This is a genomic window from Streptomyces sp. NEAU-174 (genome assembly GCF_052665095.1).
The window spans coordinates 152,879-175,481 of the sequence record NZ_JBQTCE010000003.1; the positions used below are offsets into that span (position 1 = coordinate 152,879).

17 protein-coding genes are annotated in these 22,603 nt (G+C 70.8%); 5 read left to right on the forward strand and 12 right to left on the reverse strand.

What is annotated here, in order from left to right:
* Positions 1-130: 130 nt before the first annotated feature.
* The 3 genes from ACT2CW_RS10075 to ACT2CW_RS10085 form a co-directional block, all read right to left on the reverse strand.
* A complete protein-coding gene (locus ACT2CW_RS10075) occupies positions 131-1,921 on the reverse strand; it encodes a caspase family protein (RefSeq protein WP_445516306.1) in 1,791 nt (596 codons plus the stop codon).
* A 10-nt stretch (positions 1,922-1,931) separates the two neighbouring features.
* On the reverse strand, positions 1,932-2,351 hold the full coding sequence (locus tag ACT2CW_RS10080) for an effector-associated constant component EACC1 (protein ID WP_445516307.1): 420 nt from the start codon (positions 2,349-2,351) through the stop codon (positions 1,932-1,934).
* Positions 2,352-2,455: 104 nt separating this feature from the next.
* Positions 2,456-3,103, reverse strand: a complete 648-nt coding sequence (locus ACT2CW_RS10085) for a TetR/AcrR family transcriptional regulator (RefSeq protein ID WP_445516308.1) — start codon at positions 3,101-3,103, stop codon at positions 2,456-2,458.
* 109 nt (positions 3,104-3,212) lie between these two features.
* Between ACT2CW_RS10085 and ACT2CW_RS10090 the strand changes: the two genes are divergently transcribed.
* Positions 3,213-4,799 (forward strand): MFS transporter, encoded by a 1,587-nt coding sequence (locus ACT2CW_RS10090; RefSeq protein ID WP_445516309.1) that lies wholly within the window; start codon positions 3,213-3,215, stop codon positions 4,797-4,799.
* 203 nt (positions 4,800-5,002) lie between these two features.
* Positions 5,003-5,959, forward strand: a complete 957-nt coding sequence (locus ACT2CW_RS10095) for a glycoside hydrolase family 6 protein (protein WP_445516310.1) — start codon at positions 5,003-5,005, stop codon at positions 5,957-5,959.
* 305 nt (positions 5,960-6,264) lie between these two features.
* On the opposite strand, the gene ACT2CW_RS10100 is transcribed toward ACT2CW_RS10095, so the two are convergent.
* Positions 6,265-6,879: a TetR/AcrR family transcriptional regulator gene (locus ACT2CW_RS10100; RefSeq protein ID WP_445516311.1), complete on the reverse strand. Its 615-nt coding sequence runs from the start codon at positions 6,877-6,879 to the stop codon at positions 6,265-6,267.
* Positions 6,880-6,951: 72 nt separating this feature from the next.
* Here ACT2CW_RS10100 and ACT2CW_RS10105 point away from each other — a divergent pair, with 72 nt between their 5' ends.
* Positions 6,952-7,536, forward strand: coding sequence for a peroxiredoxin-like family protein (locus tag ACT2CW_RS10105; RefSeq protein ID WP_445516312.1), 585 nt, complete (start codon positions 6,952-6,954; stop codon positions 7,534-7,536).
* Between the two features lie 67 nt (positions 7,537-7,603).
* On the opposite strand, the gene ACT2CW_RS10110 is transcribed toward ACT2CW_RS10105, so the two are convergent.
* The 8 genes from ACT2CW_RS10110 to ACT2CW_RS10145 form a co-directional block, all read right to left on the reverse strand.
* Complete coding sequence (locus tag ACT2CW_RS10110) at positions 7,604-9,106, reverse strand: MFS transporter (RefSeq protein ID WP_445516313.1); 1,503 nt, start codon at positions 9,104-9,106, stop codon at positions 7,604-7,606.
* Between the two features lie 44 nt (positions 9,107-9,150).
* Positions 9,151-9,930 carry a TetR/AcrR family transcriptional regulator gene (locus ACT2CW_RS10115; RefSeq protein ID WP_445516314.1) on the reverse strand — a complete coding sequence of 260 codons (780 nt, stop codon included), beginning with the start codon at positions 9,928-9,930 and terminating at the stop codon, positions 9,151-9,153.
* Positions 9,931-10,146: 216 nt separating this feature from the next.
* A complete protein-coding gene (gene serA / locus ACT2CW_RS10120) occupies positions 10,147-11,748 on the reverse strand; it encodes a phosphoglycerate dehydrogenase (protein ID WP_138917362.1) in 1,602 nt (533 codons plus the stop codon).
* Between the two features lie 363 nt (positions 11,749-12,111).
* Positions 12,112-13,110 (reverse strand): ketol-acid reductoisomerase, encoded by a 999-nt coding sequence (gene ilvC / locus ACT2CW_RS10125; protein ID WP_086879625.1) that lies wholly within the window; start codon positions 13,108-13,110, stop codon positions 12,112-12,114.
* Positions 13,111-13,249: 139 nt separating this feature from the next.
* Entirely contained in the window at positions 13,250-13,774 is a 525-nt protein-coding gene (gene ilvN / locus ACT2CW_RS10130; RefSeq protein WP_037948468.1) for an acetolactate synthase small subunit, read from the reverse strand.
* Between the two features lie 33 nt (positions 13,775-13,807).
* Entirely contained in the window at positions 13,808-15,661 is a 1,854-nt protein-coding gene (locus ACT2CW_RS10135; RefSeq protein WP_445516315.1) for an acetolactate synthase large subunit, read from the reverse strand.
* A 228-nt stretch (positions 15,662-15,889) separates the two neighbouring features.
* Positions 15,890-18,805 (reverse strand): putative bifunctional diguanylate cyclase/phosphodiesterase, encoded by a 2,916-nt coding sequence (locus tag ACT2CW_RS10140; protein ID WP_445516316.1) that lies wholly within the window; start codon positions 18,803-18,805, stop codon positions 15,890-15,892.
* A 346-nt stretch (positions 18,806-19,151) separates the two neighbouring features.
* Positions 19,152-20,150: a 2-hydroxyacid dehydrogenase gene (locus ACT2CW_RS10145; protein WP_445516317.1), complete on the reverse strand. Its 999-nt coding sequence runs from the start codon at positions 20,148-20,150 to the stop codon at positions 19,152-19,154.
* A 75-nt stretch (positions 20,151-20,225) separates the two neighbouring features.
* Between ACT2CW_RS10145 and ACT2CW_RS10150 the strand changes: the two genes are divergently transcribed.
* Positions 20,226-21,224 (forward strand): aldo/keto reductase, encoded by a 999-nt coding sequence (locus tag ACT2CW_RS10150; protein ID WP_445516318.1) that lies wholly within the window; start codon positions 20,226-20,228, stop codon positions 21,222-21,224.
* Positions 21,225-21,359: 135 nt separating this feature from the next.
* On the forward strand, positions 21,360-22,556 hold the full coding sequence (locus tag ACT2CW_RS10155) for a PQQ-dependent sugar dehydrogenase (RefSeq protein ID WP_445516319.1): 1,197 nt from the start codon (positions 21,360-21,362) through the stop codon (positions 22,554-22,556).
* The last annotated feature ends 47 nt before the right edge of the window (positions 22,557-22,603 follow it).

The following is a 22,603-nucleotide window of genomic DNA, read 5'->3' on the forward strand; positions in this document are numbered from 1 at the left end:
AAGGATGCGCAGCGAATACGTAATTCCAGAGTTCCGTGCGCAATGTTCGCGGTCTGTGGCCATACGCACGAACCCTGGATTCCGGCGTTCCCTCAGGAAACAGTGCGCACGACGTTGTGGAGTCAATACATCATTGGGCCTTGGCGTGCGGCCAGAGCATGCCGTCCTCGGTGCGGATGATCACCCAGCGCCCGGGTTTCGGGGTGCCGATGACCTCAACGTGTTCGATGCGCGATCTGTCCGACCGGTCGCTCCGCTCAGTGATGTCCCGGCTGTGGAAGTGGTGGAGGGGTACCGCGAGTGAGCGCCACATAGGCCATTCCTCCCCCTCTGGCAGGATTCCATCGGGTTCGCCCTGCGCGGGCGGCGCCTGGGGCGCGCTGTCGTACCGCAGCCACGCGAACGGTTTGTCGTGCACCTTGAACCCACCGATAAACCCACCGCTGCTGCTGTCGGCAATGACCTCCTCCTCCCACCCGGTCTTCATCAGCATCGGAACGGCGTACAGGCCGGAGCTCCGCAGCACGCTGCGTATGTGGAGAAACCTCCAGGCGTCCCCGAGGGAACGGAGTGCTTGGATCACACAGACGCCGATGGCCAGGGCGATGACTGTTCGGCCGCCGCGTTCGTACCATGTGTCTCCGGTAAGGGCGCCCTGCACCGCCGTCACGGGGACGAGGGCCGATAGTGACCACAGCAGGACCCGCCAGGCAGCCGCCCTGAGGCGCCGGTAGCCTCTGTCGGTTTTGTACTCGTTGGCTGTGGAGTTCGGTGCGAGAGGCGTACCAGGCCAGCGCCCTCGGGAGCCGGCCTGGCGGAAGGCGCGCACCTGCGATTGCTGCCACTCCACGGTGCCCGCGTCGCCCGGCAAGTCGAACGAGACGGCGCCGCCCGAGCTGTCGGCACGCAGCTCCGCCATCTTGTGGCCGCTTACGCGGGCATGGATATCGCGCCACGTGACGTCCGCGTGTCGGTACAGCTCGGCGGTGACGGGTGTGCCCTCGCCCGCCGCGGTGATCTCGTCGCGGTGGGTTGTCAGGACGACCCCATGCTGGGGCAAGTGGACGTGCAGGACACCGCTGAAGTCGGTGTACGTGGCAAGCAGGGACCGGTTTCCATCGGGGTCGGTAAAGACGGGGCGCACGTCGAGGGGAGCGGCGTCATCTCCGGCGGCGCGGGCTGGAGCGTCCGTCGTCTCCGTTTCGGCCGGCTGCGGTGGGCGTCGCGCGAGCGGGATGGCGCCGACCCCGGCTTCGGTCTTCATGTGCGGAATCTGCCCGGAGGCCCGCAGTCGGCCGTGAACGTATCGGTATATGTCATACGCCGTGACAAGGCCGTCCCGGCCAGGGGCACCGGACCTCAGCCCGGTGACCAGGTGCCGCGTGAAGGGGCTGGCCGCACCTGCCTCCTCGGCATCGGCGGACGTATCCCCGTGGCTGGAGCTGGTCATCACAAAACGTCCATGCCCCGCCAACCGGGCTGCGGGATCCTGCCCCTTTACGGCGGCGGCGCCGCTGAAGCAGCAGTCCAGGATGACGACGATCGACCGTGCTGCGCACCCGTCGATCAGACCGTTGATGAACTCAAGATCGACGGAACGCGCCTGAAGACGTTTGACCGCGGTGTCGCGCGCGCACAGGCGCAGTCTGTTGCGGAGGTCAAGGAGGCCGTGCCCGCTGTAGTAGAGGAAGAGCTGTTCGTGCGTCAGCGCGCTCTCGAAGAACTCCTCCAGTTCGTCCCTGATGCGCTGTGCGGTCTCCTCCAGGACCGTTCGAACGGCGTCGGCCTGGTGCAGGCCGGTGTCGGGGTCCATCAGGGCCGCTGCCAGCAGGGAGACGTCCGCCGGTGGCCCCAGGAGGGAGCGCAGATGATCGGGGTCGCCAGGAAACTCGGAATTGCCGATCAGAAGCGCCCGGTACACCCTCCCCGACTCATTCACCGAGGGCACCGTTCCGGTCGCCCGGCTCGTCGACGGCCGTGGAGTTCCCCGCCGCCGTGCGCAGGCCGTGCTCCAGCGCGCTGCGCAGCGTGTCGTTGTCGATGGTGGTGCCCGTCACGGTCAACTCGCCACGGCGGCCGTCCACAGTCCAGGTGAGACGCACACTCCGCCCCCGATCACGCTTGAGCCACGCGGCGAGCGCTGCCACGACGCCCGCGACGATCCCGGGGCCGGTGAGGTGGAGCACCACGTCGGAGAGCGCTCCCTTGGTTCCCGAGACCGGCTCGAAGCGACGCTCCAAAGGGCCCGCCGCCTCTTCGAGTGCTCCATGCAGGAGAAGCACTTGGGTCCGCCAGCGGTCGTCGTCTTCGTCGAAGCGGTCGCTCCGAGCCGCTAAGTGAACCTCCGGCATGGTTCCGCCCTCCCCGTGTTCCGGTTGCATGCCGTTTTCTACACGAGGCGCGCACCACCCGGCAGCCCCCTACCACCCGTCGACGGTGCCAAGACAAGCTGGTGTCACTCACTCAAGGTCGGGGCCGCGGGGGCATCCGGGGCGTCTGGGCCGTCCGGGGCGTCCGGGGCGTCGCCGACGATCCGGCGCATCGCCTCGACGAGGTCCTGGGCGCTGGGCATGATGCCGGGGTCGATGGCCATCTGGACGACCATCCCGCTCACCAGCGTCATATAGAACGAGCCCATGACCCGGGCGGTCTCCTCGTCCACATCGCGCTCGTCGATGCCGTGGATCAGCCCCACCAGCCCCTGGCGCCCCTCCGGTTGGGCCCGGCCGAAGGCGGCGCGCAGCTCGGGGTCGTGCTGAACCTGGAGGATGGCCTCCAACTGGGAGCGCCATACCGCCTGGTGCTTGTCGAACAGCTCGAGCACCCGGGTCCACCGGGACTCGAACCGCTCCCGCAGCCCGGCGTCCGGCCCCTCACCGGCCGGGGCGTCCGCCTCGAGGGAGCGCTGGACGTCATCGGCCCAGTCGCCCATGGAGGCGAAGAGCGCCTCCCGCATCAGGGCGTCCTTGGAGCCGTAGTGGTAGCCGATGGAGGCCAGATTGGCGCCCGAGGCGGCCACGATGTCCCGCGCCGTCGTACGGGACCAGCCCTTCTCCTCAAGGCAGCGCTTGGCCCCGGCCAGCAGATCCTCTCGATGTCCCATGGCGCCAGGGTATCCCGATCCCATACGACCGTCCTAGACGAACGTCTCACACGAGCGTTTTACACAGCCGTACTAGACGCTTGTTTAAGACGCCCGTATAGTCGCCGTCATGACCTCGACTTCCACCGGCCCGCGCGCCGGACGCAGGGAATGGACCGCCTTCGTGGTCCTGATGCTTCCGCTCCTCCTGGTCTCCATGGATGTGTCGGTGCTGTACTTCGCGGTGCCGGCCATCAGCCGGGAGCTGCACCCCAGTTCCACCCAGCAGCTGTGGATCTTCGACATCTACGCCTTCGCCCTCGCCGGGCTGCTCATCACCATGGGAGCGCTGGGCGACCGCTTCGGACGGCGGAAGCTGCTGCTGTTGGGAGCCGCGGCCTTCGGCGCCGCGTCCGTCGCCGCGGCGTACGCGCAGAGCGCCGAGATGCTCATCGCCGCGCGGGCGGTGCTCGGGATCGGCGGCGCCACGCTGATGCCCTCGACGATGGCGCTGATCCGCAACCTCTTCCTCGACGAGAAGCAGCGGGCCAAGGCGATCGCGATCTGGTCGTCGGCCATGGCGGGCGGAGTCGCGCTGGGCTCGGTGCTGAGCGGAGTGATGATCGAGCACTTCTGGTGGGGCTCGGTCTTCCTGATCAACGTCCCGGCGATGGTGCTGTTGCTGGCGCTGGTGCCGCTCCTGGTGCCGGAATTCAAGGACCCCGCGCCCGGGGCGTTCGATCTGCCGAGCGTGCCGCTGTCGATGGCCGCGGTGCTGCCGGTGATCTACGGCCTGAAGAGGATCGCCGCCGACAACGGCGTCAGCCTGATCCCGGTGCTGTCCATCGTGGCCGGTCTCGCCATCGGCGCCGTCTTCGTACGGCGCCAGCGCACCCGGCGCGACGCGATGATCAGCCCGGCGCTGTTCCACCACCGCGGCTTCGGCCCGTCGATCGCGCTCAACGCGCTGGCCACCTTCGCCATGATGGGCTCGGCCTACTTCACCACCCAGTATCTCCAGTCGGTGCTCGGCAAGGGCGCGTTGGAGGCGGCGCTGTGGAGCCTGGCCCCGTCCGTCTGCGTCGGCATCGCCGGTCCCGCGGCGGCCGCGGTGGTCCAGCGCGGCGCCAACCGGGCGTATGTGATCGGCGCGGGCTTCGCGACCGCGGCCATCGGCTACGGGATCCTGACCCTGGCCGGTACGGACGCGCTGTGGACCGTGCTGATCGGCGCCGCCGTCCTGGCCAGCGGGATCGTCGCGGTGATGTCGCTGGTCACCGACCTGGCGATCGGCACCGTCCCGCCGAAGCGGGCGGGTTCGGCGGCCGCGCTGCTGGAGACGGGGCAGGAGTTCGGCGGGGCGATGGGCATGGCGGTGCTCGGCAGCGTCGGCACCGCCGTCTACCGGAGCGACGTCAAGGACTCGCTGGGCGCCGGACTGCCCGCCGACGCGCTCGACCAGGTGCGCGAGACGCTGGGCGCGGCCGCCGCGGTGGCGGGTTCGCTGAAGGGGCGGGCCGGGGAGCAGCTGCTGGACTCGGCGCGGGAGGCGTTCACCCACGGGATGCGGATCGCGTCCGGGGCCGGGGCGGTGGTCCTGGTGGCGGGCGCGATCCTGGTCCTGGTGACGCTGCGCCGGGTCGGCGCGGAGAACGCCGGGTCCACGGGCGAGGACGCGCCGTCGCCCGGCGCGGACGAGGCGGTGTCGAGTCGCTGAGCCTTGTACGCAATGCCTGTTGGGGACCCCACCGCGGTGAGGTCCCCAACAGGCGTTACGTACCGGGCGAGTTGACCGCGACCGTACGCATCTCTTCGAACACCACGACAACCATTCCCCGCCCGGCGGCAACCAGAGGACGGCGGCCGGACACGGCGGCCAGAGGGCTGAGCAGCCACCCCACGCGAGAGGAGTGACGCACCGTGCGTATCACCAGAGCGTTAGCGGCAGCCGGGCTCGCCACCGCCTTCCTGATCGGCGCGGCCTACACACCGCAGGCCGTCGCGGGCGAACTGCCGGGCGACACCCGGTTCTTCAACAACCCCGACTCGCTCGTCAACAAGTGGGTCGCCGCCAATCCGGGCGACTCCCGGCAGCCGCGCATCGCCTCGCGGATCGCCAGTCAGCCACAGGCCGCGTGGTTCTCCCGGTACTCCCCCGCCACCGTCACCGAGGACGTCCGGAAGGTCACCTCCGCCGCCTCCGCCAAGGGCCAGACCCCCGTCCTGGTGACGTACCAGATCCCCAACCGCGACTGCGGCGGAGCCTCCGCGGGCGGCGCGCCCGACCTCGCGAGCTATGACACATGGGTGCGCGGCTTCGCCGCCGGGCTGGGCAGCGGGCCCGCCGTCATCATCCTCGAACCCGACTCGATCGCGCTCATCAGCTGTCTCTCGCCCACCGAGCTGAGCGGCCGCTACACCTCCCTGGCCCGCGCCGCCACCGCCATCCACAGCGCGAACCCCAACGCCCGGGTGTACTTCGACGCCGGTCACTCGGCCTGGAACAGCGCCGCCGTCCAGGCCTCGCGGCTCCGCTCGGCCGGGGTGCTGACCAGCGGCGACGGCATCTACAGCAATGTCTCCAACTTCCGCCGCACCGCCGACGAGGTGGCCTTCACCAAGAGCGTGCTCGCCCAGCTCGGCACCTCCTCCGGGCTCACCGCCGTCATCGACACCAGCCGCAACGGCAACGGCCCCGCCCCCGACAACGCCTGGTGCGACCCCCACGGCCGCAAGGTCGGCGAAAACCCCACGGCGAACACCGGCGACCCGGCCATCGACGCCTACCTCTGGGTCAAGCCCCCGGGCGAAGTCGACGGCTGCGCGGGCCCGGCGGGCACCTTCTCACCGGACTACGCCTACGAGCTGGCGGGGTGAGAGCACGCGACCGCGGGTCACAAGTGGTCGATCTCCGTGAGGTCGATGTCGATGGTGAACGGGACCGAGACCTTCAGGCGGTCGTGGTAGATGCCCGTGGGCACATAGGTGCAACCGTCCTGAGCCGGACCTCTCCGTGTTGCGTGCGGAGGCGGTGTCCGCTGAGGGGTACGAGACGGGCTACGAAGCGGCAGATGTCGTGCTCGTGGTGGAGGCGGTCTCGCCGGATTCGGAGGCAGCGGCCAGGCAGGCCGGGGCCGCCACCCCCACAGGTGAGCGGCGGCCCCGGCGTTGACGCGACCCGGCTATGCGCCCAGCCCACGCAGGAACACCTCCAGCCCCCCGAAGAACTCCCGTTCCGCCCCCACGCTCCGGGCCTGTCGTGCCGTGTCGGCCAGGTACGGGAACTCGTCGGACGGCAGCTCGGAGATCGTGACCGTGCCCGCGCCGGACAGCGGTCCGAGGTGTTCGAGCTGGATCGCGCCGATCACATAGCCGAGGAGGGCGCGCAGGGCGAGGACCCGGCGTTCGCCGTCCAGGCCCGCCTCGGTGAGGATCGCGAGCGCCGTCTCCGCCCACCGCAGCGAGCTGGGGGAACGGTGCCGGTGGGTGAGGGTCAGCGGGAGGACCGCGGGGTGGGCGCTGACCGTGTCGCGCAGTCGGCCGACCATGATCCGGAGTCGTTCGTCCCATGGGGCTCCGGGATCGGGCGGCGCGGTGTCGACGGCGCCGAGGACGCGCTCGACGACCAGCCCTTCGAGCTCCTCGCGGTCGTCCACATAGCGGTAGAGCCCCATCGTGCTCATCCCGAGTTCCTTGGCGACGGCGCGCATCGAGAGCCCGGCGAGCCCCTCGCGGTCGAGGACGGCGAGGGCGGCCGAGGCCAGCTGATCGGGGGTGAGGGAGCGGGGTCGTGGCATGGCGGTTGACAGCGTACGGCATACGCCTACGCTGGTAGGCGTATGCCGTACGCTTACGAAAGGGGGGCTCCCATGGAGCCCGGTTCCCGCGTCTCCGCCCGTACCCTCGCCCCCGTGACCGGTCCGGCCGTCGCCGTGCCCGACCCTGACCGGCTGATCCACCTTCAGTTCCGGCGCTTCGCCGGATGCCCCGTCTGCAATCTCCATCTGCGCTCGATCGTGCGGCGCCACCAGGAGATCGAAGCGGCCGGAATCCGGGAGGTGGTGGTCTTCCACTCCCCCGCCGAGGAGTTGCGCGAGCACACGGAGGGGCTGCCGTTCGCCGTCGTCGCCGACCCCGGGAAGCGGCTGTACCGGGAGTTCGGAGTGGAGCAGGCGCGCCGGGCCCTGCTCAGCCCGCGCGCCTGGGGGCCGATCGCGTGGGCGCTGGTCACCGGCGTGTGGGCGGTCCTCCGCGGCCGGGAGAAGCTCCCCGAGCCCAGCCAGCCCGGGGGCCGGCTCGGGCTGCCCGCGGACTTCCTGATCCTCGGGGACGGCGTCGGCGGGGACGGCCGCGTCATCGCCGCCAAGCACGGCGAGCACGCCTATGACCAGTGGTCGGTGGATGAGCTGCTGGAGCTGGCCGCCCGCGCGCCGCGCCCCGACCCCACCCCCTGACCCACCACAGCCCGGAGGCCCTCCGCCCCGGCGATGGGGCGAAGGACCTCCGCGGCGCGGGGCGCCGTCAGCCCATGTGGGCGGGGAGCGGGGTGGCGCCTTCGGTGCCGGGTTCGCGTACCGGGCGCGGGGTGTTCATCAGCAGGGCCACGACCACCGCGGCTCCCACGAGGATCGAGGACGAGACGACGAAGGCGTGTGAGAAGCCCTCGACCAGACCGGCCTTGGCGGTCGCCTTGGCGGTCCGCGGTGTCATCTGCCGGGCGTGCGAGGCCATGTAGTCGGAGGTCGCGCTGGTGGCGATGGTGTTGAGCATCGCCGTGCCGATCGAACCGCCGATCTGCTGGGCGGTGTTGACGGTGGCGGAGGCGACGCCCGCGTCCCCCGCCGCCACGCCATGGGTCGCGTAGTTCATCGAGGGCGCCATCACCAGGCCCATGCCGAAGCCGACCAGGAGCTCGGCGGGCAGCACCCCCGCCGCGTACGAGCTGTCGACGTCCAGGGGCACCAGCAGGACGACACCGGTGGCCGCGATCAGCAGGCCGGGCGCCACCAGCAGCCGCGGCGGCACCTTGGGGATGAGGCGGGAGGCGACGCCGCCCGCGCCGATCAGCACCGCCCCGGTCATCGGCAGGAACGCCACACCGGTGAGCAGCGCCGAGTACCCCTTGACGATCTGCATGTAGTACGTGAGGAAGAGGAACATCGCGAACATGCCGACCACCGAGAGGCCGACCGCCAGATAGGCGCTGCCACGGGTGCGGTCCCCCACGACCCTCGGCGGCAGCAGCGGCCGTGCCACGTTCCGCTCCACCATGACGAAGGCGAAGAGCAGCACCCCGCCCAGGATGAGCAGCCCGGTCACCAGCCGGGAGTCCCAGCCCTCGGACTCGGCCTCGCTGCATGCGTAGACGACGGCCACCAGCCCGCACACCGCCAGCACCACACCGGGGATGTCGAAGCGGGCCCGGCCCTCGGCGCGGGTGTCGGTGGGCAGCACGGACCAGCTGAGGGCCGCGACGACCGCGATGGGCACATTGACGTACAGGCACCAGCGCCAGTCGAGGTACTCGGTCAGCAGCCCGCCGACGACCAGCCCGATCGCACCGCCGCCCGCCGCGATCGCGCCGAAGATGCCGAACGCCTTGGCGCGCTCACGGGGCTCGGTGAAGTTCACCGCGAGCAGCGAGAGCGCCGAGGGGGCGAGCAGCGCGGCGAAGGCGCCCTGGAGGGCGCGGGCCGCGAGCAGCATCTCGAAACCGGAGGCGGCGCCGCCGAGCGCGGAGGCCCCGGCGAACCCCAGCAGCCCGATGAGGAAGGTGCGCTTACGGCCGGTGTAGTCCGCGATCCGGCCGCCGAGCAGCAGCAGACTGCCGAACGCCAGGGTGTAGGCGGTGATGACCCACTGCCGGTCGCCGTCGGAGATGCCGAGGTCCTTCTGGGCCGACGGCAGGGCGATGTTCACGATGGTGATGTCGAGGACGATCATCAGCTGGGCCAGGCCGATGAAGACGAGGGCGAGCCAGCGCCGCGGGTTGGCCTGCGGCGGCGCCTGTGAGGGCTGGGACATGACGATGCCTTTCTGGTCTTGCGGAAGGCGAGCGGAGAGGGAGGTCAGGCGGGGTCCGGGTCGAGGTCCGATGCGGCGTCACGGGCGTCGCGGGCCTCGTGGGCCTCGTGGGCCTCGTGGGCGTCGTGGGCGTCGTCGATCACTCGCTCCCGGATGCGCTTGAACGCCTCCGCGTCGACGGCCGGACCGCCGAGCGGGGTGGTGGGGCGCGGGGAGCCGGTGGGGCGCAACCCGTCGATGTAGACATCCAGCTGGCGATGGGCGAGGCCGTCATCGGGGGCGAACCGGCCGCCGCCGGGCAGCGGCCGCGTCAGCCGGATGATCATCAGAGTGATGTCGCCGAAGACGACATCACTCCGGACCAGCCCCCGCTCCTGGGCACGCAGGAGCATCGCGTCGATCGGGTCGACGGCGTCGCCGGGGACGCTGTCGAGGATCTCGTCCACGGTGAACCGGCCCAGCAGCGCGGGCAGCACCGAGCCGATCTTGAGATCGAGGGCGGCGTGCATGAAGCGGCGCAGCGCGAGACAGGGGTCGCCCTCCTCGGCGGTGGCCCGGCGCGCGGCCTCGACCAGCGCGGTCAGCACCTCGATGGCGACCCCTCGATGCAGCTCGGCACGGTCCGGAAACCGCCGGTAGAGGGTCGCGATGCCGACCCCGGCGCGCCGGGCTATCTCATCCAGCGGGGCATCCGGCCCCTGATCGGCGAAGACCTCGCGGGCGGCGCGCAGGATCTGCTCCCGGTTGCGCCGGGCGTCGGCGCGCATGGGGGGCGACGGGACGCCGGCGAGGGCGTCGGTCTCGGTCTCGGCGTCTGCGGACACGGGGCTCTCCTGACAGCACGGCACATACCTACAGCTATGTGGAGAAATTCTCTCCACATAGCTGCGAGCGTAGCGAGCCCAACGCCATTATTCAACACGCGATGAAAAAGATCCGGAACCCCTCCGGCACGCCTTGCCGCCCTGGATGCACAAAGACCTGGGCCCGGCCCCCGCCGAAGCGGGGACCGGGCCCAGGTGGGTGATGCCTTGAGCGGCTCAGACCAGATTGACCGAGCGGGCCGAGGTGGCGCCGATCTCCTCGGCGATCTCGGTGAGCACGGGCTGCGGAATGGTGTCGTCCACCGTGAGCGCCACCAGCGCGGCACCGCCCGCCGTGGCCCGCGAGACCTGCATCCCCGCGATGTTGATCCCCGCCTCGCCCAGGATGCGGCCGAGCGTGCCGACCACGCCCGGGCGGTCGGTGTAGCGGAGGAAGGCCATATGGTCGGCGAGCGCCAGATCCACGTCGTACTCCCCCACCGCGACGATCTTCTGCTGGTGCTTGGGACCGGCCAGCGTGCCGGAGATCGAGACCTCCTCGCCGTCCGACAGGGTGCCGCGCACGGTCACCACATTGCGGTGCTCGCTCGACTCCGAGCTGGTGGTCAGCCGCACCTCGACCCCGCGCTCCTGCGCGAACAGCGGCGCGTTCACATACGAGACGGTCTCGTCGACGATGTCCTCGAAGACGCCCTTGAGCGCCGACAGTTCCAGCACCTTGACGTCGTGCTGGGTGATCTCGCCGTAGACCTCGACATCGAGGCGGACCGCGACCTCGCCCGCCAGCGCGGTGAAGATCCGCCCCAGCTTCTCGGCCAGCGGCAGCCCGGGCCGTACGTCCTCGGCGATGACGCCGCCCTGCACGTTCACCGCGTCCGGGACCAGCTCGCCGGCCAGCGCCAGCCGCACCGAGCGGGCGACCGCGATGCCCGCCTTCTCCTGGGCCTCACCGGTGGAGGCGCCCAGATGCGGGGTGACCACGACATTGTCGAACTCGAACAGCGGGGACTCGGTGCACGGCTCCTGGGAGAAGACATCCAGCCCGGCCCCGGCCACCCGGCCCTCCTTGAGGGCGGCGGCCAGCGCCACCTCGTCCACGATCCCGCCGCGCGCGGCGTTCACGATCCGGACCTCCGGCTTGACCTTGTGCAGCGCCTCGTCGCCGATCAGCCCGACCGTCTCGGGCGTCCTGGGGAGGTGGACCGTGATGAAGTCGGAGACCTCGAGCAGCTCGTCCAGCGAGAGCAGCTTCACACCCATCTGCGCGGCCCGCGCGGGCTGCACATACGGGTCGTACGCGACGACCTTCATGCCGAAGGCGGACATCCGCTGGGCCACCAGGACGCCGATGCGGCCGAGGCCGACCACGCCGAGGGTCTTCTCGCTCAGCTCCACACCGGTGTACTTGCTGCGCTTCCACTCGCCGTTCTTCAGCGCGGCATTGGCCTGCGGGATGTTCCGGGCCGTGGCCACCAGCAGACCGCAGGCGAGCTCGGCGGCGGTGACGATGTTGGACGTCGGCGCGTTGACGACCATGACGCCCGCCTTGGTGGCGGACGAGACGTCCACATTGTCCAGGCCGACGCCCGCGCGGGCGACCACCTTCAGCTTCTTCGCGGCGGCGATGGCCTCGGCGTCGACCTTGGTGGCGCTGCGGACGAGGATCGCGTCCACATCGGCGATGGCGGGAAGGAGCTCGGCTCGGTCCGCCCCGTTGCAGCTCCGGATCTCGAAGTCCGGGCCCAGGGCCTCGACCGTCGCCGGAGAGAGCTCTTCGGCGATGAGTACGACGGGCTTACCAGTGGAAGCAGTGCTCACGTGGTCTTCAGTCCTCACTAGTCCTCAGCGGACGGCCGTCCCGACGGCCGCTGGCGGTGAAGGGGTCAGCCGCGTGGGAGACGCACGACGCTGTGAGCCTGACGCGCTTGCTGTTGATGAGTGTAGTGGCGGTCGGGCCTTCGTCATGTGCCGTTGCGGCAGGATCACCCGCACGTGGTGCTGCGCGGTGGACAAAGCGCGAACCGGGTGTGGAGGGGGTCCAGCGGGCCCCCCTCCCCCCCCGGGCACGGCCTCCCCGTCCCCGGGGGGGGGGGGGGGGGAAAAAAGCAAAAATGGGGGGGGGGGGGGTTCAGGCAACCCCCCCCCACACCCGGGGCACGGCCTCCGCGCCACCAGGCGCGGTTACGCCTCTTCGTCGACCCAGCTCATGAGCTTGCGCAGCTCCTTGCCCGTGGTCTCCAGCAGGTGGTTCTCGTCGGCCTTCTTCAGCTCGTTGTACTTCGGCAGGCCGGCGTTGTACTCCGCCATCCAGTTCTTGGCGAAGGTGCCGTCCTGGATCTCGCCGAGGAGCTTCTTCATCTCGGCCTTGGTGGAGTCGTTGATGATCCGCGGACCGGAGACATAGTCGCCCCACTCGGCGGTCTCGGAGATCGACCAGCGCATCTTCTCCAGGCCGCCCTCGTACATCAGGTCCACGATCAGCTTGAGCTCGTGGAGGCACTCGAAGTACGCGATCTCCGGCTGGTAACCGGCCTCGACCAGGGTCTCGAACCCGGCCTTGACCAGCGCCGAGGTGCCGCCGCACAGCACCGCCTGCTCACCGAAGAGGTCGGTCTCGGTCTCCTCGGTGAAGGTGGTCTTGATGACGCCGGCGCGGGTGCCGCCGATGCCCTTGGCGTAGGACAGGGCCAGCTCGAAGGCGCTCCCGGTGGCGTCCTGCTCGACGGCCGCGATGCACGGCACGCCGCGCCCCTCCTCGTACTGGCGGCGGACCAGGTGGCCCGGGCCCTTGGGGGCGACCATGCAGACGTCCACGTTGGCCGGGGGCTTGATGAAGTCGAACCGGATGTTGAGGCCGTGCCCGAAGAACAGGGCGTCGCCGTCCTTCAGGTTGTCCTTCACGGACTCCTCGTAGACCTTGGCCTGGATCGGGTCCGGGACCAGGATCATGATCACGTCGGCCTCGGCGGACGCCTCGGCTGGGGTGACCACGCGCAGCCCCTGCTCCTCGGCCTTGGCCTTGGACTTGGAGCCCTCGTGCAGGCCGACCCGGACGTCGACGCCCGAGTCGCGCAACGACAGCGCGTGGGCGTGGCCCTGGCTGCCGTAGCCGAGGATTGCGACCTTACGGCCCTGGATGATGGACAGGTCGGCGTCGTCGTCGTAGAACAGCTCGGCCACTTCGGGAATCTCCTAGCGTGTGGGTTGTGCTTCCCACCGTATGACGGGCGGGCGGGTGAAGGTTCGGGGGTCTCGCCATACGGTCCGGCGCACGGGTGGCGCCGGACCGTGGCCCTGCTGGTCAGGGCGGGGCCGGGGGTCAGGCGGACCGGTCGAGCGCGCGCAGGCTCCGGTCGGTGATGGAGCGGGCGCCGCGCCCTATGGCGATGGTGCCGGACTGGACCAGCTCCTTGATGCCGTACGGTTCCAGCATCCTGAGCATGGCCTCGAGCTTGTCACTGCTGCCGGTGGCCTCGATGGTCACGGCCTCCGGGGAGACGTCCACGGTCTTGGCGCGGAACAGCTGGACGATCTCGACGATCTGGGAGCGGGTCTCGTTGTCGGCGCGGACCTTGACCAGGACGAGCTCCCGCTGGATCGCCTGGCCGTCCTCCAGCTCGACGATCTTCAACACGTTGACCAGCTTGTTGAGCTGCTTGGTGACCTGCTCCAGCGGCAGCTCCTCGACATTGACCACGATGGTGATCCGGGAGATGTCCGGGTGCTCGGTGACGCCGACGGCCAGCGAGTCGATGTTGAAGCCGCGGCGGGAGAACAGGGCGGCGATCCGGGCCAGGATGCCGGGGGTGTTCTCCACCAGGACGGAGAGCGTGTGCTTGGACATGGGGTCGGTCTCTTCTCTCTCTCGGTCCTGGCCTCAGTCGTCTTCGCCGTCGCCGAAGTCCGGGCGGGTGTCGCGCGCCGCCAGGATCTCGTCGTTGGAGGTGCCGGCCGCGACCATCGGCCAGACCATGGCGTCCTCATGGACGATGAAGTCCACGACCACCGGGCGGTCGTTGATCGCGTTGGCCTTCTCGATCACGGCGTCGAGGTCGGCCGGGTCCTCGCAGCGCAGCCCGACGCAGCCCATGGCCTCGGAGAGCTTCACGAAGTCGGGGACGCGGGTGCCCAGGTTCGCCTGCGCGGGGGTGTCCGGGCCGGAGTGCAGGACCGTGTTGGAGTAGCGCTGGTTGTAGAAGAGGGTCTGCCACTGGCGGACCATGCCCAGCGCGCCGTTGTTGATGATCGCGACCTTGATCGGGATGTTGTTCAGCGCGCAGGTGACCAGCTCCTGGTTGGTCATCTGGAAGCAGCCGTCACCGTCGATCGCCCAGACCGTACGGCCCTCGTCGGCGCCGGCCTTGGCGCCCATCGCGGCCGGGACGGCGTAGCCCATGGTCCCGGCGCCGCCCGAGTTCAGCCAGGTGGCGGGGGTGTCGTAGTCGATGAAGTGGGCGGCCCACATCTGGTGCTGGCCGACGCCCGCGGCGAAGATCGTGCCCTCCGGGGCCAGCTGCCCGATCCGCTGGATGACCTGCTGCGGGGAGAGGCTGCCGTCGGCGGGCTGGTCGTAGCCGAGCGGGTAGGTCTCCCGCCACCGGTTCAGGTCCTCCCACCAGCCGGAGTAGTCACCGGCGTGGCCGGCGTCGTGCTCGGCCTGGACGGCGACGACCAGGTCCGCGATGACCTCGCGGGCGTCCCCGACGATCGGCACGTCGGCGGCGCGGTTCTTACCGATCTCGGCCGGGTCGATGTCCGCGTGGACGATCTTGGCGTGGGGGGCGAAGGAGTCCAGCCTGCCGGTGACGCGGTCGTCGAAGCGGGCGCCCAGCGCCACGATCAGATCGGCCTTCTGGAGGGCGGTCACGGCGGCGACGGTGCCGTGCATGCCCGGCATGCCCAGGTGGAGGTGGTGGCTGTCGGGGAAGGCGCCCAGCGCCATCAGGGTGGTGGTGACCGGCGCGCCGGTCTGCTCGGCCAGCACCTTCAGCTCGGCGGTGGCCCGCGCCTTGATCACACCGCCGCCGACGTACAGCACCGGGCGCTCGGCCTGGGTGATCAGGCGGGCGGCCTCGCGGATCTGCTTGGCGTGCGGCTTGGTGACCGGGCGGTAGCCGGGCAGATCGGCCTGCGGCGGCCAGGAGAAGGTGGTCTGCGCCTGGAGCGCGTCCTTGGCGATGTCGACCAGGACCGGGCCGGGGCGGCCGGTGGAGGCGATGTGGAACGCCTCGGCGATCGTGCGCGGGATGTCCTCGGCCTTGGTGACCAGGAAGTTGTGCTTGGTGATCGGCATGGTGATGCCGCAGATGTCCGCCTCCTGGAAGGCGTCCGTGCCGATGGCCTTGGACGCCACCTGGCCGGTGATCGCGACGATCGGGACCGAGTCCATATGGGCGTCGGCGATGGGGGTGACCAGGTTGGTGGCGCCGGGACCCGAGGTGGCCATGCAGACGCCGACCTTGCCGGTGGCCTGCGCGTAGCCGGTGGCGGCGTGGCCCGCGCCCTGCTCATGGCGGACGAGCACATGCCGGACCTTCGAGGAGTCCATCATCGGGTCGTAGGCGGGGAGGATCGCGCCACCGGGAATGCCGAAGACGGTGTCGGCACCCACTTCCTCGAGGGAACGGATGAGGGACTGCGCGCCCGTGACGTGCTCTACGGGGGCGGACTGCGGTCCGCCGCTACGGGGCCGAGGCTGGGGGTGATGGGACCCGGGGGCCTGCTCGGTCATCGGCATTCTCTTCTCGAAGATGAGGTTCGGTGCGGGAGGGAGGGGGCGGGGCGATGCACCGGGGCCTGCCGGTGCAACAAAAAACCCCTCGTGCCGTAAGGCAAGCGAGGGGAGCGCGCCGGTGAGGGTCCGCAGGGCTTCGATGGGCCCTGCTCAGCCGACGCGCTGTCCAAGTACGAGAATTCGGGTGCGCATGGCTCCGACCCTCCCCCCGGCGCATATCGGGTGTCAAGTGGGTGGGACGGGCGTCTCAGTATTTGAGCGGGTCGGCGGGTGGGTGTGCGGCTCCGTACGGCGCGGGCCGTGGGAGCCGCCGTGCCCGCCATGACCGCCGTGCCGGATCGGCAGGGCGCCGCCGACCAGCAGCGGGGGCTCCGGGCGCGGCACCGGATAGCCGCCGCGCAGCAGCGCCCGGCGCAGCCGGTGCTCGTCCAGCGGCCCGCTGAAGGCCGCCCCTTGGGCGTGAGTGCATCCCATACCGCGCAGGGTGACAATCTGCTCGGGCAACTCCACCCCCTCTGCGATGGACTGCATTCCGAGGTCGCCGGCGATCCTCAGCAGCCCTGCGGTGATCTTGTGCAGCCGTGAGGACTCGACCACTCCCTCGACCAGTCCGGGGTCCAGTTTCAGCACATCGATGGGGAGCCTGCGGAGCGCCCTGATCGCGGCATAGCCGCTGCCGAAGCCGTCGAGGGCGATCCGCACCCCCAGGCGGCGCAGCGCGCCGAGGCGGTGCTCCAGCTCGTCCAGCGGCACCCGTGGATCGCTGTCGGTCAGCTCCAGGATCAGCGCGCCGGACGGCAGCCCGTGGCGGGCCAGCAGGGCCTCCACGGCTTTGGGCGGCATCGACTTGTCCACCAGCCGGCTCGCGGGGAGCCGTACGCACACCGGGACCGGATGGCCGTCGCGGCGCCGCTGGGCGGCCTGCTCGACGGCCGCCTCCAGCATCCAGCGGGACAGCTCGGCGGTACGGGCGGTGTCCTCACCGCTCCCCCGGCCGTTGTCGGCGACCCGGAGGAACTCGGCGGGGGTGAACAGGATGCCCTGGGCCGAGCGCCAGCGGGCCTGCGCCGCGACCGCGGTGATCCGGCCGCTGGTCAGCTCGACGACGGGCTGGTGCAGCAGCACGAACTCCCCGTCGTGCAGGGCGGCGCGCAGTCTGGTGGCGACCTCGGCGCGCCGCGCCACCTCGGCCTGCATCTGCGGTGCGTACAGCTCGACGCGGTTCTTGCCCGCGGCCTTGGCGCGGTACATCGCCAGGTCGGCGTTGCGCATCAGGGCCCCGGGGCTGGTGCCGGGCTCGGCGAAGGCGACGCCGATGCTGGCGGCCACGCGGACCTCGGTGCCGCCCTCGACCCGGTAGGGCTGGGAGAGCCGCAGCCGCAGCCGGTCGGCGATCTCCATGATGCGCTGCTCGCGGTTGCCCGCGTCCCCCTCGCCGTCGCCGAGGATGAGGGCGGCGAACTCGTCGCCCCCGAGCCGGGCCGCGCAGTCGCCGGACCCGGACCGCACGGACTCCTGGAGCCGGCGGGCGGCCTGGACCAGCAGCTCGTCCCCGGCGTGGTGGCCGACGGTGTCGTTGACCGCCTTGAAGCCGTCGAGGTCGATGAAGAGCACGGCGGTGCCGGCGTCCGTACGGCGGCGGCCGGCGACGGCGTGCGCGACCCGCCGGGTGAACAGGGCGCGGTTGGGCAGATCGGTGAGCGGGTCGTGCTCGGCGTTGTGCTGGAGCTGGGCCTGGAGCCGGACCCGCTCGGTGACATCGCGGCTGTTGAAGATCAGCCCGCCGTGGTGACGGTTGATCGTGGACTCCACGTTGAGCCAGTCGCCGGAGCCGGAGCGGAAGCGGCATTCGATCCGCGTGGTGGGCTCCTCACCCGGTGCGGCGGCCAGGAACCGGCGGACCTCGTGGACCACCGAGCCGAGGTCCTCGGGGTGGATCAGGGAGGCCAGCTCGGAGCCCTCCAGCTCCTCCGCGTCGCGGCCGTAGACCCCGGAGGCGGCCGGGCTGACATAGCGCAGGATCCCGGTGGGCGCGGCGATCATGATCACATCGCTGGAACTCTGCACCAGGGAGCGGAAGTGACTCTCCTTCTGGGCGAGTTCCTGGGTGAGCCTGATGTTGTCCATCAGCATGATCGCTTGTCGGACGACGAGCGCGAGCACGACCGCGCAGGCGGTGAAGAGCACCACCCCGTCGATCGGCCGGCCGTCCATCACGTTGAACAGGACCCCCAAGGTGCAGACGGCGGCGGCGAGATAGGGCGCGAGTGCGGCGAGCGAGCCCGCGATGGGGACGCTCTGCTGCGCGGGGCGGCGCGCCGGCGGCGGGTTCTGGGCGGCCTCGCGGCGGGCCACCCACGGTGCGTACGCCAGCAGCGCGGAGCCGGCGAACCACCCGGCGTCGAGTATCTGCCCGGAGCGGTAGTGCTCCCGCAGCAGCGGCGACGTGAACAGGGCGTCGCACAGCACGGTCAAGGCGAAGGCGGCGATCGCGGTGTTGATCGCGGAGCGATTGCCCGATGAGCGCCGGAAGTGGAGCACGATCACCATGCTGACCAGCACGATGTCCAGCAGCGGATAGGCGAGCGACAGGGCGCCGCGGGCCACGGAGGCGCCGTCCGCGCCGAACTCCCCGGTGTGGGCGAGCGCGAGGCTCCAGGAGAGCGTGACCAGCGATCCGGCGATCAGCCAGGCGTCCAGCCCCAGACAGATCCACCGGGCCCGGCTGGTGGGGCGCTTGGCGAGCACCAGCATCCCGACGATGGCGGGCGGGGCGAAGAGCAGGAAGCAGAAGTCGGCGACCGAGGGGGTCGGCACGGAACGGCCGAGCACCACCTCGTACCAGCCCCAGACGGCGTTCCCCAGCCCGGCCATGGCCGAGGAGGCGGCGAACAGCAGCCAGGCCGGGCGCAGCCGCCCGGCGTGCCGGCGGCCGTGCCACAGACAGGAGGCCGCGGCGGCGAACGCGGCGGCGCTCAGCCCGAAGTCACCCATGACCAGGGCCAGTTGGGACGATCCCCAGCCGACGATCGCCCCCGCCGCGTAACCGCCGCAGACCAGGGCGAGGACCACTTGCGGCAACAGCCCGGCCCCGCCGCCGGAGACCGACGGCCGGGCGAGCACCGCTCCCGTGGCGCTCACTGGACTGCCATCCACTGCGTGGCGGACCACTGGCGCCTCGGGGCCCCCGGAAGCGGTATCCCCGCGGGCCTCGTCGAGTTGGAGAACCGCGCGGCTGCGCGGAAGTGTCGCGGTCGACGCCTGAGCTGCGTCGGGTTGTCGGTCCATCGGCCATACATCGCCCGTCGCCCCCCTCGAGTTCCGGTCCATCGCTGACGCCGTCAGGTCAGTGGCGCAGCCCCCGCTCGGGACGATACACCAGACTGGTCACTCAGGGACATAGGCCATCTACGGACCGTAACCGACTACGGCGTTGTATATACGGAGGGGAGTCAATCGGTGCCTGTATGTGGTGCCAGAGGCATGTCTACCCCGTCGTGACGGCGAGATGTGCCAGCGACTCGCCGCGCGCGTAACGATGCAGCTGATCCCTCAACAGCCGCTTGGCGCGCGGGAGGAAGGCCGACGTGGGGCCGCCCACATGCGGGGAGATGAGCACCCCTGGAGCGTGCCACAGCGGATGCCCGGCGGGCAGTGGTTCGGGGTCGGTGACATCGAGCGCGGCCCGCAGCCGTCCCGACTCCAGCTCCGTGAGCAGGGCCTTGGTGTCCACGACCCCACCACGGGAGACGTTCACCAGCAGCGCCCCGTCCTTCATGCGGGACAGGAACTCCGTCCCCACCAGACCACGGGTGGCCTCGGTGAGCGGGGTCACCAGCACCACCACATCCGCTTCCGGAAGCAGTCGGGGCAATGCGTCGATCGGATGCACCGGGCCGCGCTCGGTCGTGCGCGGGGAGCGCGCGACGCGCGCCACCCGCTCGCACTCGAAGGGCACGAGCCGATCCTCGATCGCGCTGCCGATGGCCCCGTAGCCGACGATCAGTACGGACTTGTCGGCGAGCGCGGGACGGAAGCCGGAGCGCCACTCCTCGGCGTCCTGGCCCCGGACGAAGTCGGGGACCCCGCGCAGCGAGGCCAGGATGAGGGTGAGGGCGAGCTCGGCGGTGCTCGCGTCGTGCACACCGCGCGCGTTGCACAGCCGCACCCCGGGCGCGAGATCGGCGAGCGCGGGCTTGATGTGGTCTATTCCGGCGGTGAGGGTCTGCACCACCCGCAGGTTGGTCATGACGGGCAGCGGGCGGGTGCACACCTGCGCCGGCTTCATGTACGGGACGCAGTAGAACGCGCAGCGCGCCGGGTCGGTGGGGAAGTCCTCGCCACCGTCCCAGTGGGCGTATTCGAGGGAGTCGGGAAGACCGTCGATCTCCTCGGGCGGAATGGGCAGCCACACCAGGTCGCGCGCTTCGGATGAACCGTGAGTCGATTCCTGGTGGCGGAACGTATCGCTGTGATCTGCACTCATGCCAGGAGGCTATGCGATCACCGGCCGTTGGCAGAGGTTAGTTTGGGGTCCGAGGAACGGGAGGGGTCAGGCCAGGTGGAGCGCAGGAGAATCGGCGCGGCGGCGCTCGAAGTGGGGGCCATCGGCCTTGGATGCATGCCGATGAGCTGGGCGTACACCGCTTCGCAGCGCAGTGGCGAGCGCTCGGAGCGCACCGTGCACACCGCGCTCGACTCGGGGGCGAGCCTGCTGGACACCGCCGACATGTACGGCCCCTTCACCAATGAGCTGCTGGTGGGGAGGGTGCTCAAGGAGCGGCGGGCGGACGCCTTCGTGTCCACCAAATGCGGACTGCTGGTGGGCGACCAGCACATCGTGGCCAACGGGCGCCCCGGCTATGTGAAGCGGGCCTGCGACGCCTCGCTGCGCCGGCTCCAGACCGATGTGATCGACCTCTACCAGCTGCACCGGGCCGACCCTGAGGTCCCCATAGAGGAGACCTGGGGCGCGATGGCGGAGCTGGTCGCGGCCGGGAAGGTACGGGCGCTCGGGCTGTGCGCCGTGGGCGCGCGGGCGCAGCGGAGGGCGGGCGCCGGGATGCACGACGCCACGGTGCGCCAGCTGGAGCGGGTCCAGCAGGTCTTTCCGGTCAGCTGTGTGCAGGCGGAGCTCTCGGTGTGGTCGCCCGACGCGCTGGAGGCGCTGGTGCCGTGGTGTGCCTCGCGCGGGGTGGGCTTCCTGGCGGCGATGCCACTGGGCAACGGCTTCCTGAGCGGAACGCTCACCCCGGGGCAGGGCTTCGAGCCGGACGACATGCGGGCCCGGCATCCGCGGTTCACGGCGGAGATGATGGCCGCGAACCAGCCGATCGTGGCCGGTCTGCGACGGGTCGCCCAGCGGCACGGGGACGGGGTGACCCCGGCCCAGGTGGCCCTGGCCTGGCTGCTGGCGCAGGGGCCGCATGTGGTGCCGGTGCCGGGGACCAAGCGGGAGCGGTGGGCGGCGGAGAACTGCGCGGCGGCCGGTCTGCCGCTCTCCTCCGAGGACCTCGCGGAGATCGCGGGGCTGCCGCCGGCGCAGGGCTCGTGGGACTGAGCGCGTCGCGCCCGGCGGTCCGGCGCGTGGCCGCCGGTGTGCGTTCGGCCCTGGTCCGGGCCCGATTCGGGGATGGGAACCCGGCGCGGGCCCGCGGTGTATAAGAATCAGTGCCGTGCCGCGGCACACGTGCCCATGGAGAGGAACCCGACCGTGCGACGTCCTCGCGTCACCTCTGTTCTCGCCGCCGCTGCCGCTGCCGCCGTGGTGCTCGTGGCGGGCTGCTCGTCCGACGGCGACAGCATCACCAGACCGGACGGCCGGTCGTCCGCGCCCACGAAGCCGGGCGGCGGGGGTTCCTCCGACGCGCCCTCGCCGACGGAGTCCGCGGCGCCCGCGAAGGGCTCGGTGAAGGTGGAGCGCACCCTCACCACGAAGCTGGACTCCCCCTGGGGGATCGCGCCGCTGCCCGGCGGGGATCTGCTGGTCTCCTCGCGGGACACCGGGAAGATCTTCAAAGTCTCGGCGGACTCGGGGAAGAAGACCGAGCTGGGGTCCGTCCCGGGCGTCTCCGCCTCCGGTGAGGGCGGGCTGCTGGGGCTGGCGGTCTCCTCCGACTTCGGCACGGACCATATGGTCTACGCGTACTTCACCACCGATTCGGACAACCGCATCGTCCGCATGGTGTACGACGACAAGCGCCCCGCCGGCGATCAGCTCGGCGCCCCGGACACGATCTTCAAGGGCATCCCCAAGGGCTCGATCCACAACGGGGGCCGTATCGCCTTCGGCCCGGACAAGATGCTCTACGCGGGCACGGGAGAGAGCGGTGACCGCGGGCTCGCCCAGGACATGGACTCCTTCGGCGGCAAGATCCTGCGGATGACCCCGGACGGCGAGCCCGCGCCCCGCAATCCGGACGCCCAGTCGGTCATCTACTCCCCGGGGCACCGCAATGTGCAGGGCCTGGCCTGGGACGCGGACAAGCGGCTGTGGGCCTCCGAGTTCGGCCAGGACACCTGGGACGAGCTCAATCTGATCGAGCCGGGCAAGAACTACGGCTGGCCGGAGGCCGAGGGCAAGGCCGGGAAGAAGGGCTTCGCCGATCCGCTCGAGCAGTGGAAGCCCAAGGACGCCTCGCCGAGCGGAATCGCCTTCGCCAAGGGCTCGATCTGGATGGCCGGGCTGCGCGGTGAGCGGCTGTGGCGCATTCCGCTGAAGGGCGACAAGGCGGTGGCGAAGCCACAGTCGTTCCTGGACGGGAAGTACGGACGGCTGCGCAGCGTGGTGGCGGCGGACGACGGGGGGCTGTGGCTGACCACGAGCAATACGGATGGGCGTGGTGAGCCGGGCCGGGAGGACGACCGGATCCTGCGGCTGGAGGTCCGCTGAGGGCGCTCCGCTGGGGGGATCTGCTGGGGAGGTTCGCTGAGGGGAGG